The sequence below is a fragment of the Henriciella pelagia genome (assembly GCF_002088945.1).
Taxonomy (GTDB): domain Bacteria; phylum Pseudomonadota; class Alphaproteobacteria; order Caulobacterales; family Hyphomonadaceae; genus Henriciella; species Henriciella pelagia.
Genome location: NZ_NCSU01000016.1, coordinates 114018 through 129473, shown reverse-complemented (window position 1 = coordinate 129473; position 15456 = coordinate 114018). Strand labels below are relative to the sequence as shown.

The window sequence follows — 15456 nt, the reverse complement described above, 5'->3', positions numbered from 1 at the left end:
AATTGTCACAGAAGTGTCAGGTTTTGGTTCGCGCAATAGAATAAATTTGATCGAATGGCCGCGTTGAAAAAGTCGATCCGGTGGCTGTCCGGGCTGGAAATTCCGGCATGGGGCAGTACCACCGGGGCGGTCCAGATTAACCGGAGACGATATGATGAGCGAATGGGTAATGCCGGAAGGGCGGCGGGTTGAAGGTTCGCTGGACAAGCTGGTGGGGATCGCCGATGGCGGGGCCGGCTGGCTGGTCTTCAACAATCCGGACCGCCGCAATGCGGTCTCGAAGGAGATGTGGGAAGCCATTCCGGTCATCCTGCAGGCTTTCGAGGACGATCCGGACGTGAAGATCGTGATCCTCACTGGCGCGGGCGGCAAGGCCTTCGTGTCGGGCGCGGACATTTCCGAATTCGAGACCCGGCTGGAGAAGGCGAGTAATGACGGTGCTTTTCGCAAGGATGCCGAGCTTGCCTATGAGGCGATCGCTAATTGCAGGCTGCCGACCCTCGCCATGATCCAGGGCGCATGCGTCGGTGGCGGCATGGCGACGGCGCTGTGCTGTGACCTGCGTATTGCGAGCGAAGGATCGAAATTCGGAATCCCGGCAGCGAAGCTCGGTATCGGCTATCCCTATGGCGGGGTGGAGATGCTGGTTGCCATTGTCGGGCCGGCGCGGGCCAAGCAGATCCTCTACACGGCAAGTATATTCGGGACGGATGAGGCGCTGGACTGGGGCGTCATCCATGAGGCGGTGCCCGCCGGACAGGTTGAGGCGCGCGTGGCAGAGCTGGCGGCCACGATCACGGCGAATGCGCCGCTTTCAGTCTCTGCCGCAAAGCTGTCGGTCAATCATGCCGCAGGCACGGCCGCCGACATGGATTTCGGACGGGTTGAAGCGGCGATTGCGAAGGCGACAAGCAGCGAAGACCTCGTTGAGGGCCACCGCGCCTTTCTCGAAAAGCGCAGGGCCGTCTTCAAGGGGCGCTAGGCTGGTTCGACAGCGCCCGACCTTGCCATCGCGCGGGCGACATCCTTGCGATAGTCGAAGCCGGCGAGGAACAGGCAGACAATGCTGGCTGCGTTGAAGCCGAGGATGACCTTGAGGGCGTCTGCGAGCGGCGCTTCATGACCGGCGGCGAGGAAATAGTCGCTGATCGTGCCAGCAATGAGCGGGCCCCCACCAATGCCGATCAGGGTGAGGCTGAACAGGGTGAAGGCGGCACCGACCGAGCGCATGCGCACCTTCACCAGCTCCTGCGTCGCGGTGTAGGCGATGGAAGCGTAGATGAGGCCGACAAAGCTCGGCACGATATTCCAGACATAGGCCATCTCGACGCTGCTGGCGCTCAGCACCATCCAGGCGAAGGGCAGGGCGACGGCGCTGGTGACGGCGATCATCCAGGGGCGCCAGCGAAGGTCCTTTGAGGAAAGACGGTCACAGACCGCGCCGAGGATCATTGCGCCGGCACCGCCGACACCGCCAATTAGCAGGCCGAGCGGGAGGGACACGTCCTGCGGCTGCAGGTCAAAGGTGCGCTGCAGGTAGCTGGAGGTGAAGGCGACGAAGGCGTTGGCCGAAATGCAGATGAGCAGGCAGCCGAGCAGGATGAGCATGTAGCTGCGCTGGCCGAACATGAATTTCATGGTCTCGAGAAAGCCCGGCGCGTCTTCGTCCGGCTGGCTGGCGTCGGAATGGCCGCGAATGGGCTCCTTCACGGTGAAGCGGACGAGGAGAGCGAGGATCAGGCCTGGTATGCCGGCCGCGAAGAAGGCGGCGCGCCAGCCGAAATGGGCGTAGACATAGGCGCCGAGAATGTAGCCGATCATGATGCCGAAGCCGATGCCGCAGGTGTAGACGCCGAGCGCAAAAGCGCGCTGCTGAGGCGGGTAGAGATCGGCGATCATGCTTGTGGCGGGCGGGGTGCCGCCGGACTCGCCGATGCCGACGCCCATGCGTGCCAGGAAGAGGTGCCAGAAATTCTGCGCAAAGCCGGTGAGCGCCGTCATGCCGGACCAGATGGTGAGGGCAAGGGTGATGATGTTGCGGCGATTGCCCCGGTCGGCCCACATGGCAACGGGAATGCCAAGCGTTGCGTAGAGCGCGGCAAAGGCGAGGCCCGTGAGCCAGCCTATCTGGCCATCCGACAGACCGAACTCCGCCTTGATCGGCTCGATCACCGTGATCAGGATCTGCCGGTCGACATGGTTGAACGTGTAGACGAGGGTAAGGATGATGAGGACCCAGGCGCGGCCGGGAATGGCGGCGGGTTTCGTCGCTGTGACTGTTGTCATGACTGGGCCTCGATCTTGTTCAGGAAGTCGGAAATGGCGCTGACGGCCACTGGCTCGTCGAGCATGGGCGCGTGGCCGCGGCCGGGAATGGTGACGAGTTTTGCATCCGGATGACGCCTGATCATCCGCTTTGCGGTTTTCGGAGACAGCACGTCAGACGTCTCGCCGCGTGTGATGAGGAGCGGGAAGGGTTTCAGCGAATTGAACAGGCGCCACATGGAGAGGCGGACAAGCAGGCCTGGTTTCGACTCGCCGAGGGACTGGGTGATCTGCGGATCGTAATCGAGTTCAAGCTGGCCATTGGCGGTTTCGCGCCAGGTGCGGCGGGCGAAGGCGAGCCAGTCCCTGTCCTCATAGTCGGGAAAGGCGATGGACTGGCTGGCGGCAGTTTTTGCGGCGGCGGTGGTCCAGTCGCCGACCGGTTCGGGCGTGCTGGCATAGGCTGCGATGCGCGCCAGTCCGGTGGGTTCGACGACCGGGCCGATATCATTCAGCACAATGCCGCGAATCCGCTCAGGCACAGCTTTCGCCATCAGCATGGCCATGAGGCCGCCCATGGAGGTGCCGATCAGGGCAACCTTGCCGAGATCAAGGTGATTGAGCAGGCCGATCATGTCACCGGCATAGCGAACCGGTGTGTAGGTGCTCGCGTCGCCAGAACGATCCGACTGGCCGCGTCCACGCACATCGACGGCAATAAAGCGGTACTGGCTGCCCAGCGCCGCGATCATCGGCTCGAAATCCTTGTGGTTGCGCGTCAGTCCATGCATGCACAGCACGGTGAGCGGCGCCGTGTCCGGTCCGTAGGCCCTGGCATAAAGGGACAGGCCGTCGTCGGATTTATGATGGATGTCGGTCATGGATAATGGGTGTCCTGCCGGCTGGGATGTGGACGGTCGACGCATCTCTCGTCCACATCCGCCGGGAGGTAAACACAGGCTAGAATTTGTAGTCGATGCCTGCGGTTACAGTGCGCGGATCGCCATAGAAGGCGGTCAGCGTTCCTTCGAGGCCAAGCGTCGGCGTGACGGTGCCGTTATTGTTGACCGTTACGAAGTTATAGCCCGCAACGATGTATTCTTCATCGGTGAGGTTCTTGCCGGTGAGCTGGAAGCCCCAACGGCCATCGGCAGTCTCCCAGCGCACACTCGCGTCCCAGAGCGTGAAGGCTTCCTGGTCGAGATACGCATTCGGCACCTCGAACTGGCTGGAATCGCCGCGATAGGAGAGCTGCGTGTTGAGCAGCAGGTTACCGCCGGCAAATGGCGTGTCGTATGAAACACGGCCGTTCGCCGTCCAGTCTGGCGTGTTCTGGATTACGCGCTGGTCGGAGACATCATTGCCGAAGGCGTCGATGAACTCATCATACTGGGCATCGAGATAGCCCACCGACCAGCCGAGGTTGAGAAGGTCACCCGGTTTCGCGAGGTCTTCTGCGACGGTCGCGGTACCTTCGAATTCGACGCCCCAGATCGTGGCCGCACCGGCATTGGTGGTGACACCGCTGAAGGAGTCGCTGACGCCGTCACCATCGGTGTCGACGCCGATCGAGCCGGGCACCTGCACGTCCTTATAGTCGGAATAGAAGGCTGCGAGGCTGTAATTGACCGCACCGCCGAGCTGGCTCGCCTTGTAACCGATTTCATAGGAGTCGACCTCTTCCGGGTCGAACTGCATGAAGGTGAAGATCTCGTCGTCGGAGACCGAGCCGTCCTGGTTGATGTCAGGCGCAGCCGTGGTCTGTCCGCGCGGGTCAAAGGAGCCGCCTTTGAAGCCCTGCGAATAGGTCGCGTAGATATTGGTGTCCGGCGTCGGCTTGTAGGAAACCGAAACGCGTGGGCTGAAATCGTCGAAGTCAGCCTCGCCATTGAAATCCGAGGTGGTTGCGATGAGGAGCGGGTTTCCGCCGAAGAACTCAGAGAAGCCGCCAATATAGGTGCGACGGAGGACCTGCGACTTGCGGGTGTCTTCGGTATAGCGTGCACCGAGCGAGACGGACCACTGATCGGTGAGGTCATAGGTGAAGTCGCCGAACAGCGACCAGGTATTGGTGTTCACGTCACCGAAAGTCTGCGCATTGAGGCCCGAAAGATTGAGCAGGTCGCCGGTGGTGAACAGGGCGACGTCGAACACGGTCGAGGCATTGGCGTCGAGATAGTAGAAACCGACAAGACCGTTCAGGCGGTCACCGGAATAGAGGAATTGAAGTTCCTCGGAGAACTGGTCGTTCTCGTAGATGGCCGGCACGTCGAGGTCGGCTTCCGGTAGGGAGTCGAAGTCGATCGGCGAGGTGCTCTCGTCCTCGCGATAGGCCAGGATGTTCTTGACCGTCCAGTTCGGGTTGAGCTCAAGCTCTGCGACGAGGGAGCCGCCATAGGCTTCGACGCGCTGCGGGATCACGTCGAGACCGGCGCGGGTATCGAAGACGTTGCCAAGGACCGGATAGTCAAAGGACGGGTACTGGTCCGGAATCAGGCGATGGCCCTGGCGGGCATTCGACTTGTCGAGCGAATAATCAGCGGCGGCGCGAAGCTGGAACGTGTCCGAGACATCGAGTTCCGCCGAGACGCGGGCACCGAAAAGCTTCTTGTTATAGTTTTCTTCGCCGGTGAAGAGGTTCTCGCCGAAGCCGTCGCGGTTCAGGCTGGCAACCGCTGCGCCGACGCGGAAGCTGTCGTTCACTGGCAGCGAAGTCGTCACGATACCGTCGAGCTGCCCGTAGCTGCCCGCGCGCAGGTTCACCTCATAGGTCGGCTCATCGGAGAGGCCGCGCGTGATGTATTTGACCGCGCCGCCAATCGTGTTGCGGCCGTAAAGCGTGCCCTGCGGGCCGCGCAGGACTTCGACGCGCTCGACATCATAGACATCGAGGACACCGCCCTGCGGGCGGTTGAGGTAGACATCATCGACATAGATGCCGACACCGGACTCAAAGCCGGCAACCGGGTCCTGCTGGCCGACGCCGCGGATGAAGGCGGAGAGGGTCGTATTGGTGCCGCGCGAGACTTCGAGGGTCACGTTCGGCGAGATCTTTGCGATTTCAGTGAGGTCTGCAACGCCAAGGTCGGCGAGCAAATCGCCATCAAAGGCGGAGACGGAGACCGGGACATCGACAAGGTTTTCCTCGCGGCGCTGCGCGGTGACGGTGACCGTGTTGAAGCGGCGCTGGTCGTCGGCCTGTTCGGTGGTGGACGTATCCTGCGCGTGGACGGCGAGACCGGCGGTCAGGGCCGTTGCGGATACGAGAGCGAGACGCACGGCGTGCGGCGTGTAAAGTTTCATGAGGTCCTCCCAATATGCGACTTTTGCGCAATGGGGAGACCTTCACTGATTTCTGACAAGTCGATATGACCGATCGCGTCAGCGCGAGTGAACACTTTCGCTCAAGGGTGTCCGCTATGACTGGAAAGCCTGAGCAAAAGCTGCCGGGGTGAGGCCTTTCCAGCGCTTGAAGGCGCGGTTGAAGGCACGGATGTCGGAATAGCTGAGCTCTTCAGTCGTATGAGCGACCGAGCAGCCGCGCTTCAGCATCGCTTCGGCGCGGCGCAGCTTGGTTTCCAGTAGCAGGTTGCGGAAATGGCTGCCTTCTTCAGACAGGCGGCGGCGATGGGTGGCAACGCTCATGCCAAGCTTGCGCGCGACATCATTCTGCAGGGTGAGCCCCCCATCAATGAGGTCCAGTGTGCGCGCGGTGACGCTTTTATGGTCTTCCTGGGCGGCATGGTCTTCGAGGTAGGAAATGACGCGCGCAAAGAGGCCATCGGTGCTGAGGTCGACGGCGTCGCGGATGCGCAGCGGCTGGCAGGCGAGGTCGAAATCGTAGACCAGCTCATAGGTCGGCGTGCCATAGTCGACCGAGACGGACCAGAAGCGGTTCTGGCTCTCGATGACTGTGCCGCGCCGGCGCAGAAGGCGCACACGCTGCAGCGCTTCGTCGGCGCGGCCATTGGACAGGCTGTCGAGCAGACAGTGCGTCTTGATGAGCAGGCAGTCGCCGATAAGTTCGACAAGGTCCTGATTGCCGCGAAACCGGTAGGGAAACGAGCTGTCATCAACAACGAGTGAAACGCGATTGCCGGAAAAGCGCAGCGAGTTGTAGGCGTCGCCATGCATCATGTTGAAATGCTCGACCAGGCTTTCCATTGCCGCGAGGAGCGACTTGGCCTGTTGCAGCTGCGACACGACGAAATGGCCGGTCTTGTAGGTGAGCTTGCGGGACGAGAAGCGGGCGGTGAGGTCGTCCGAAGCGCGGGCGATATCGCGCTGGAGGCGGAAATAGTCTGCGATCGAAATGTCGGCTGGCAGGGTGTCATCGCGCATGGGGGCGCCAGGCCTGACTGGCTTTTGCACCAGAGAGGCGATGTCGATACCGCTCGTCTCGGCCAGTTCGAGAATTGGCCTTATCTGCTCAAGAAGGATCGTTGCCTGTGCCATGCCGGTTCATGTTTCGCTGAACGTCATTGTCAGCGAAAAACGTAAATATTGTCCAGAGCGAACCTTTGAGACTTCAAGGAACCGTGACTACGGCTAGTCGCTCCGCAGCGGTGCCATGTCGGCATCGCCGGTGCCGTGGGCGGTGCGGGTGCCGGGGACGCGGATGTCCTCGACGAGGTCCTGCACATCCTGCGGCGGGGCCTTGGTAGCGAGCGCCACGCCGATGCCGACAGCGGCCGCGAGCCACATGAAGACAAAGCCGATGCCTTCCGGTGAGACGCCGAACAGCCAGTTGGCGGAGGCTGTGTCGACGAATTTGAACCAGTAGATATAGCCGAAAGTCGTCACCAGGCCCGTCAACATGGCGGCGATGGCGCCTTCCTTGTTCATCCGCTTCCAGAAAATGCCGAGGAAGATGACCGGGAAGAGCGAGGCCGCTGCGAGGCCGAAGGCAAAGGCGACGACCTGCGCGACGAAGCCGAGATCATTGGAGAATATGCCGAGCAGGCCTGCGGCAAGCACCGCCCCGGCGGCGGCCCCTCTGGCGACGCGAAGCTCTGTCTTGTCATTCATGGATTTGAACAGGGTTCGCCTGCAAAGATCATGGCTGACGGCAGAGCTGATCACCATGAGCAGGCCAGCGGCCGTCGAGAGCGCGGCGGCGAGACCACCGGCCACGACGAGGCCGATCACCCAGCCCGGCAGGTTCGCGATCTGCGGATTGGCGAGGACGAAGATGTCATTGTTCGGCGAGACTTCATTCTCGACGCCGTCCGGCGCGTTGGGGCCGCGATACTGCATGACGCCGTCGCCATTCTTGTCCTCGTAATCGAGCAGGCCGGTGGATTCCCAGTCCTTGTACCAGGTGGGCACGGGCTTGCCGCCATCTGCCGTGATCTCGGCGGCGCGGGCGTCATAATCCTCATCGTCGGCGATGTAAGTGGACTCGTTGACCGTATCGATGAAGTTGATCCGCGCAAACGCGCCGACCGCCGGGGCGGTGGTGTAGAGAAGCGCGATGAAGACGAGCGCCCAGCCTGCAGACACGCGTGCAGCGCCGGCCGACTTCACCGTGAAGAAGCGGATGATGACGTGCGGCAGGCCAGCCGTGCCGAACATCAAGGCGGCGGTGATGCAGAAGACGTCGAACGTGGTCTTGTTGGTCTGGGTGTATTCGAGGAAGCCGAGGTCTGTGACGACCTGGTTCAGCTTGGCGAGCATGGAGATGCCTTCGCCTTTCGCCTCACCGATAAAGCCGAGTTGCGGGACGGGGTTGCCGGTGATGATGATCGACATGAAGATGGCGGGGACCGTGTAGGCGAAGATCAGCACGCAATACTGGGCGACCTGGGTGTAGGTGACGCCCTTCATGCCGCCGAGCACGGCATAGAAGAAGACGATCACCATGCCGATGATGATGCCCCATTCGAAGGGCACGCCGAGGAAGCCTGAAAAGGCGACACCGACGCCTTTCATCTGGCCCGCAATATAGGTGAAGGACACGAAGAGGGCGCAGATGACGGCAATGACGCGGGCGGTGGTGGAGTAATACCGGTCGCCGACAAAGTCCGGCACGGTGAACTTGCCGAATTCTCGAAGGAATGGTGCGAGCAGGAGGGCGAGGAGGACGTAGCCGCCTGTCCAGCCCATGAGGTAGACCGAGCCGCCATATCCCATGAAGGCGATGAGACCGGCCATGGAGAGGAAGCTGGCCGCAGACATCCAGTCAGCCGCCGTGGCCATGCCATTGACAGTCGGGTGCACGTCATGTCCGGCGACATAGAAGTCGTCGGTGGAGCCGGCGCGGGCCCAGATGGCGATGCCGATATAGAGGGCGAACGTGGTCGCGACGAAAAAATACGTCCAGAAGGTCTGATCCATGATGCGCTCTCCTAGCCCTTCACGCCGTATTTGCGTTCCAGGCGCGCCATGGCCCAGCAATAGATGAAGATGAGGACCACGAAGACGTAGATGGAGCCTTGCTGGGCGAACCAGAAGCCGAGCGGGGCGCCGCCAATCGAGACCTGGTCGAGAAAGTCCCGAAAGAGGATGCCGGCGCCATAGGAGACGATGAACCAGATGGAGAGCAGGCCAAGCGTCAGACGCACGGTTGCCTTCCAGTATGCCTTGCTGTTTTCCGCGCTCGGCTTGTCGTCCATCGCTCTTGCCTCCTATTGATATTGTTTCGGTTTGTATATCCCGATTGCACGCGATGTCACGAATGCGCGCGCCAGCTTTCCGCCGCGATATCGCTTCTCGGCGCGGCAGAGCGGCGCTAGTCTTCCCGTAAGCGCTGCTGCGCAGATATGAAATCATGGAGGACTGACGATGAAACTCACCCTGGACGACAAGCACATCGAGTTTCGCGACGAGGTCCGCACTTTCCTGAAGGAGAAACTGCCGCCGGAACTCGCCGAGGCGGGGCGGCTGAATTCGAGTTCGTTCAGTGAGCCGCAGCACAACCTGCCCTGGCAGAAAATCCTGCATGAGAAAGGCTGGGCCGCGCCGCACTGGCCGAAGGAGTATGGTGGCACCGGCTGGGACGAAATGCAGCGCTACATCTTCTCTTCCGAATGTGCGCGTGCCGGAACGCCAACCTTGTCACCCATGGGGCTGCAGATGGTTGGCCCCTGCATCATGGGATACGGAACGCAGGAGCAGAAGGACTATTACCTGCCGCGCATCCTCGCCGGAGAAGATTACTGGTGCCAGGGCTATTCAGAGCCCGGCTCCGGTTCGGACCTGGCCAGCCTGCAGATGCGGGCCGTGTCTGACGGCGACGACTACATCCTCAACGGGTCGAAGATATGGACGACGCAGGCCCATCACGCGAACAAGATGTTCTGCCTTGTGCGGACCTCGAATGAGGGCAAGCCGCAGACGGGGATCACCTTCCTGCTGCTCGACATGACGACGCCGGGGATCCGCGTCGAGCCGATCATCACGATTGCTGGCGAGCATGAGGTGAACCAGGTCTTCTTTGACGATGTCCGGGTGCCGAAATCCGGTCGGGTCGGCGAGGAAAATGATGGCTGGACGGTCGCGAAATACCTGCTGGAGTTTGAACGTGGCGGCGGGTCGTCGGCTGGGCTCGAGGCGGCGCTGGAGCGGGTGAAGGCGGTTGCGCATGCTGAGCCTGCCAATGGCAGGCGGCTGGCCGACGACCCGGCCTTCATGCGCAAGTTTGCCGAGACGCAGATTACGCTTGAGTCGATTGTCATTACGGAGAAACGCGTCACGGCTGCGCTTGCGGCTGGTGGCAATCCGGGGCCGGCCTCATCCATGCTGAAGACCGCCCGCACTGAGACACTGCAGAAGATAGACGAACTCGCCATTGAGGCAGCAGGGTATTATGGCGGTGTCGAGCAGATGGCGGCGCGCCAGCCGGGATCGAATGTTGATGCGATCGGACCGGCGCATCACATGACGGCGATGCCGAAATACCTCAACAATCGCGCTGCCTCGATCTATGGTGGGTCGAATGAGGTCCAGCGCAATGTGATGGCAAAGCTGATACTCGGCCTGTAGGGCCTTGTCCTTTTTGAAAGAATTCTCTGAAAGGACAGGGGCTTAAAGCTTTTGCTTGCAGAATTCCAGATGTGCGTCCAACACTTGTGACCTCGCCGGACAGGTGGGCGAAGTGCAGGGGCTGGCGGCATGTCGGTGGATGACTGGTTCATGAATGAGATCCTGCCGCTGGAGGGGGCGCTGATCCGCTTCCTGCGGGCAAACTGGCGCAATGGCGGGGATGTGGAGGACTTCCGGCAGGAAGTGTATGCGCGGGTCTATGCGGCGGCGAGCCGGCAGCTTCCCGATTATCCCAAGGCGCTGCTTTTCACGACGGCGCGTAACCTGCTGATCGACCAGGTACGGCGTTCAAAGATTGTTTCGATTGAAACCGTGATGGATTTGGACACGCTGAACGTCTCTAGAGATGAGGCCAGCATGCAGCAGGTCATCACAGCGCGCGAAGAGATCAGGATGCTTGAAGCAGAGCTGGAGAAATTGCCACGCCGCACGCGGGAGATATTCCTCCTGCGCAAGGTGGACGGGCTGTCCCAGCGCGAAACTGCAAAACGCCTGCGAGTTTCCGAGCCGACAGTGGAAAGACATTTGAGGAAGGGCATCCTTCACTTGGCAAATGCCCTGAACCGGACGACGTCGCGGCGCGATGAGACGGCTCAGCGGACAGCAGGTGAGATGAAGCGGTTTGAAGACGAAAACTGACCTGTCTCATACAGCGCCTGCTGCGGATGTGGACCGCGAGGCGGCTGGCTGGCTGACCCGGTTTGACGGGGCGGGCTGTCTTGCTGTGCGCACTTCGGTTGAGGATCTCTGCCGGGAAGACGCGGCCTTCGCGACATGGATTGGCGAGTCTTTCGCGCACCGCACCGCGTTTCTCCGAGTGCTGGCGGCCTGGCAGCGGGCGGATCGCCTGTCTGCCTTCACCGATATCAGGCCAGCACCCCGGCAGGTCATTCCGGGTGTTGCGAAACTGGCTGCAGCGGTGGCGCTGTTTGCCGTGGCCGGGCTGTCCGTTCTTGCGGTCATGAACCGGACGGGCGAGGAGATGGCGGGCAGCGCGCTGGTGGCGCAGACCTTCGAGACGGAGCTTGGCGGGCAGGAGACGGTCACGCTGCCCGATGGCTCGGTTATCGAGCTGAATACGGACACGGTGATCCGGGCGGATGTCACCAATGAGCACCGGCATGTCGAACTGCTGCGCGGTGAGGCCTATTTCGAGATTGCGCACGATCCATCGCGTCCCTTCACCATTGCGGTGGGCGACGAGACGGTCACCGTGCTCGGCACGAAATTCTCGGTACAGAAACTGGAGACCGGTATCGAGGTGATGGTCACTGAAGGCCGCGTCCAGATCGAGGAACGCGCGGCAGAGGTGCCGCTGACCTTTGTGGCGGGTGGGCAGCGGGCGCTGACCTCTGCCGGCTCGGTGCTGGTCGAGAAGCAGGATGTGGCAGAGACACAGCGCGAAATGAGCTGGCGCACGGGGCGGCTCGACTTTGCCGACACGCCGCTCTCAAAGGTGGCCGCCGAATTCAACCGTTACAATGAGACCAAGCTTGTCATTGCTGATGATGCTGCCGCGCAGATTGCGATTGGCGGGTCTTTCAAGTCGAACAATGTCGATGCGTTTGCGCGCCTTTTGCGCGATGGTCTTGGCATGGAAGTGGTCTGGCACGCGGAGGAAATTCGCGTGCATTCCTCACCGCAATAGTCCGCCCGCGAACTTTTTTGATGGCTATTGGGAGCCGGCTCGTCTGATCCCTTAACCGGGCAGATCCGGATGCTCCAGATCGGGCGGCACTCAATGAAGCAGAGGGACTTGATAGACGTGACCAGCAATCTCAAACCCAGCGTAAGCCTCCTTGCCATGTGTATTGCAGCCGGGACGGCTGTCGCGCAGGGCGATGCGGTCCAGTTCGATATTCCGGAAGGCGAGATGAAGGCGGCGCTGACGGCCTATATCAACCAGTCGGGCAGCGATCTTATCTATCGCACGGACCAGATCGACGGCGTGGAAGCGCCGGGTGTTGCGGGCACCTATTCCAAGGAAGAAGCGCTGGAGCGGCTTCTCGCCGGGACCGATTTTGTCAGCAAGCGTGACGCCAGCGGAGCCTATATGGTGGTGGCGGCCAATTCGCCGAAAGCGGCAACGCGCGCCTCCAGCACCCGCCCGGCGCAGGCCCAGCGCGCGGCCCGAAACCAGACCGTGCGGGTCCAGGCGACGCCAGCTGAGCCTGAGACGACCTCCACGCCGGAACCCGAGCCCGTACAGGACAGCCAGTTAAGGCAGGACAAGGTCATTGTTGTCGGCTCGCAAATTGTCGGGCTGGATTCCGGTGGTGCACTGCCGGTCTCGGTCGTCGACGCGACAGATATTGATGCGATCGCCTCGGTGTCCGGCGATGACCTGTTCCGGTCGATCCCGCAAATGGGCGATGTGGCCTTTAACAGTACCGAAAACGTGTCCGGCGGCATCAATTCGGCACGCGGCGACGTGGCCTCGATCAATCTCCGGGCGCTCGGCACGGGCAATACGCTGGCGCTGCTGAATGGCCGGCGCATGGTGAACCATCCGGGCACCCAGTCTGAAAACCTTGTGCCAGTGGTTTCGCCGAACGTGAATGCGATCCCTGTGATGGGTGTCAGCCGGGTGGAAGTCCTGCTTGATGGCGCATCGGCGCTTTACGGGACGGACGCTGTGGCGGGTGTGGTGAATACAGTGCTTGCCGATGACTTTTCTGGCTTCGAAGCCGAGCTTCGCGCAGGCGGTGAAGAGGGCACGGATTCGATGGAGTACAATTTCTCCTTCCGGGCCGGCGAGTCGTACAATAATGGCAACACCCATGTGTCGCTGTTCGGCTCCTATACCGACCGCGACCCGGTCTTTGCCTCAGAGAAAGCGTTCAGCGCGAATGCAGACCTTCGAGGATTGCTGCCGGAGAGCTGGGCCGGTGACAGCCAGTTCAACGGCACCTCGTCAAACTCTGCCTGGGGTGCCTTTACCGCACTTGATCCGGTCACCGGGGCGGCGGTGTCGGTGCCCGGCTTTACCAATGGCTCCGGCGGTTTCCATGTGCAGCCGGATAGTGAAGCCGGCTGCCTCGCGCCGGCAGGCGACGGGATCTGTTATGATGACGGCAATGCGACCAGCAACGTCGCCGCCTATTACAATGTCAACGACCTGCGCACGCTCAGCAATGGTGTCGAGCGGTTGAACCTCTTCGCGACGCTGACCAACGAGTTTGCGAACGGCGTCGAATTCTTCGGAGAGGCCGGGTTCTATGGCGCGAGCTCCGAAGCCCAGCGGGAAGCATCCTCCCAGCTGACCGCTGAGCGCCACATCATCCCGGCCTCAAACTATTACAACCCGCTGGGCGCCGTGGGCTCGCCCAACCGCTTGCCGGGGCTCAACATTCCGGCTGGCGGTCTCGACATTGACCTTCGTCGCTATCGTCCGGTCGATACCGGACCGCGGATGATCAATGTCGAAAATCGCACCTACCGCCTGCTCGGCGGGTTTCGCGGCGAAGCGGGCGGGTATGACTGGGAAACGGCTGCGCTGATTTCCTCGGCGCGCACGGAAGACGTCACCAACCGGCTGTCAAACACGCTGTTCCAGAGGGCGCTCGGCCTGTCGACGCCGGATGCCTACAACCCGTTCAATGGCGGCGGGTTGCCGCTGTCTGAGAATGGCGACGGCACGCCAAGCGAGGCGTCGACCTTCGATGATTTCACCGTGGATGTTTACCGCATCTCCACGACCAGCCTTGCCATGATCGACTTCAAGGTGTCGCGGCCCGACCTCTTCACGCTGCCGGGCGGCGATGTTGGCATGGCGCTCGGCACCGAAGCGCGACTGGAGGAATTCACCGATGAGCGCGACCCGCGTCTCAACGGCACGATCCAGTTCCTCGGGCCGAATTCGGGCGAGCTGACCAGCGATGTCATGGGCTCCAGCCCAACGCTGGACTCGTCAGGTGACCGGGAAGTGTTCTCTGCCTTTGCCGAATTTGCCATCCCGCTGGTCTCTGAGGAGATGGAGATTCCGTTTGTGCAATCGCTCGACCTGCAGATTGCTGGCCGCTATGAGCACTACAATCTGTTCGGCAGCGTTGCGAAGCCGAAAGTCGCGCTGGCCTGGAGGCCTGCGGACTTCCTTCTGGTGCGGTCGGCCTGGTCGGAAGGCTTCAAGGCGCCGAACCTGCAACAGCAATTCCAGGAGGATCTGGAGCGGGTCAACAACCGGCAGGATTTCATCCAGTGTGAGGCGGATGTGCGGGCCGGGCGGATTGCGGACTTCAATGCCTGCGCACGCACGCAGGCTGTGTCCAGCCAGCGTGCGGGCAATACCGATCTTGGCCCCGAAGAGTCCGAAAACTTCACCGCTGGCCTGGTGTTCGATGCGACGTTCATGCCGGCCGAATATGGCAGCCTGACGCTGACGGCCGATTACTGGTCGATCGAGCAGGAAGACGTGGTCGGCATCTTTGGTGACGACAATCACATCGTGCTCGACTATCTGCTGCGCACGCGCGGCAGCTTCAATCCGGCCGTGGTACGTGCCGCGCCAACGGCGCAGAATATTGCCGACTTTGCCGGCACCGGTCTCGAGCCGGCGGGCGAGATCCTCTATGTCGAGGACAATTACTACAACTTCCTGCCGCGCGACGTCGAAGGCATCGACTATGCGATCTATTACGATATCGATGACACGCCGGCCGGCGATTTCAGCGTGAAGCTGAATGCGGCGCAGCTGCTCACTTTCAATCAGGATATCTCGTCGGTCGAAGCGGGTATCCTGGCCGCGCAGGCGGCCGGTGAGATCAGCGATGTTGCCAACCTTTCCGGCGTCGGCGACCTGATCAAGCAGAACGGGCGTCCTGAATGGCGTTTCTCCGGCTCTCTGACCTGGCGCATGGGGCCGTGGGGTGCTGGCTGGTTCACCACCTATGTCGATGAAGTGTTCGACACGTCCGCGACGAATGATGACACGGGCGAGTTCTGGACAGTCGACTCCGACATCCGTCACAATGCCTATGTGCAGTACACGCTCGGCGAAGACGGCGACAAGCCGCTCCGCCTGCGGGTCGGTGCGCGCAATGTGTTCGATGAGGAGCCGCCCCTTGCAGAAGAATCCTTTGGCTATCTCGGCACGCTGCACAGCCCGCAGGGCCGCTTCGTCTATGCCAGCGTCCGCAAGACGTTCTAGGC

Annotated in this window: 11 protein-coding genes; 5 read left to right on the top strand and 6 right to left on the bottom strand. The window is 61.5% G+C overall.

What is annotated here, in order from left to right; genetic code table 11:
- Window positions 1-154 precede the first annotated feature (154 nt).
- Entirely contained in the window at window positions 155-982 is an 828-nt protein-coding gene (locus tag B8746_RS16700) for an enoyl-CoA hydratase (protein ID WP_198943759.1), read from the top strand.
- Here B8746_RS16700 and B8746_RS16695 read toward each other — a convergent pair.
- The 6 genes from B8746_RS16695 to B8746_RS16670 form a co-directional block, all read right to left on the bottom strand.
- On the bottom strand, window positions 979-2286 hold the full coding sequence (locus B8746_RS16695; RefSeq protein WP_084394846.1) for a spinster family MFS transporter: 1308 nt from the start codon (window positions 2284-2286) through the stop codon (window positions 979-981). The genes B8746_RS16700 and B8746_RS16695 overlap by 4 nt on opposite strands.
- Window positions 2283-3146 (bottom strand): alpha/beta fold hydrolase, encoded by an 864-nt coding sequence (locus B8746_RS16690; RefSeq protein WP_084394845.1) that lies wholly within the window; start codon window positions 3144-3146, stop codon window positions 2283-2285. The genes B8746_RS16695 and B8746_RS16690 overlap by 4 nt, the downstream gene beginning before the upstream one ends.
- A 79-nt stretch (window positions 3147-3225) precedes the next feature.
- Window positions 3226-5568, bottom strand: coding sequence for a TonB-dependent receptor (locus tag B8746_RS16685; RefSeq protein WP_084394844.1), 2343 nt, complete (start codon window positions 5566-5568; stop codon window positions 3226-3228).
- Between the two features lie 114 nt (window positions 5569-5682).
- Entirely contained in the window at window positions 5683-6720 is a 1038-nt protein-coding gene (locus B8746_RS16680; RefSeq protein ID WP_084394843.1) for a helix-turn-helix domain-containing protein, read from the bottom strand.
- A 93-nt stretch (window positions 6721-6813) separates the two neighbouring features.
- On the bottom strand, window positions 6814-8601 hold the full coding sequence (locus tag B8746_RS16675; RefSeq protein ID WP_084394842.1) for a sodium:solute symporter family protein: 1788 nt from the start codon (window positions 8599-8601) through the stop codon (window positions 6814-6816).
- An 11-nt stretch (window positions 8602-8612) separates the two neighbouring features.
- Window positions 8613-8879, bottom strand: coding sequence for a DUF4212 domain-containing protein (locus B8746_RS16670; RefSeq protein ID WP_084394841.1), 267 nt, complete (start codon window positions 8877-8879; stop codon window positions 8613-8615).
- Window positions 8880-9048: 169 nt separating this feature from the next.
- Between B8746_RS16670 and B8746_RS16665 the strand changes: the two genes are divergently transcribed.
- From B8746_RS16665 to B8746_RS16650, 4 genes are all read left to right on the top strand, one after another.
- On the top strand, window positions 9049-10248 hold the full coding sequence (locus B8746_RS16665) for an acyl-CoA dehydrogenase family protein (RefSeq protein WP_084394840.1): 1200 nt from the start codon (window positions 9049-9051) through the stop codon (window positions 10246-10248).
- Window positions 10249-10377: 129 nt separating this feature from the next.
- Window positions 10378-10947: an RNA polymerase sigma factor gene (locus B8746_RS16660; protein ID WP_084394839.1), complete on the top strand. Its 570-nt coding sequence runs from the start codon at window positions 10378-10380 to the stop codon at window positions 10945-10947.
- A complete protein-coding gene (locus tag B8746_RS16655) occupies window positions 10931-11956 on the top strand; it encodes a FecR family protein (protein WP_084394838.1) in 1026 nt (341 codons plus the stop codon). Before B8746_RS16660 ends, B8746_RS16655 begins: the two co-directional genes overlap by 17 nt.
- A 93-nt stretch (window positions 11957-12049) precedes the next feature.
- On the top strand, window positions 12050-15454 hold the full coding sequence (locus tag B8746_RS16650; RefSeq protein ID WP_158084683.1) for a TonB-dependent receptor: 3405 nt from the start codon (window positions 12050-12052) through the stop codon (window positions 15452-15454).
- Window positions 15455-15456 lie beyond the last annotated feature (2 nt).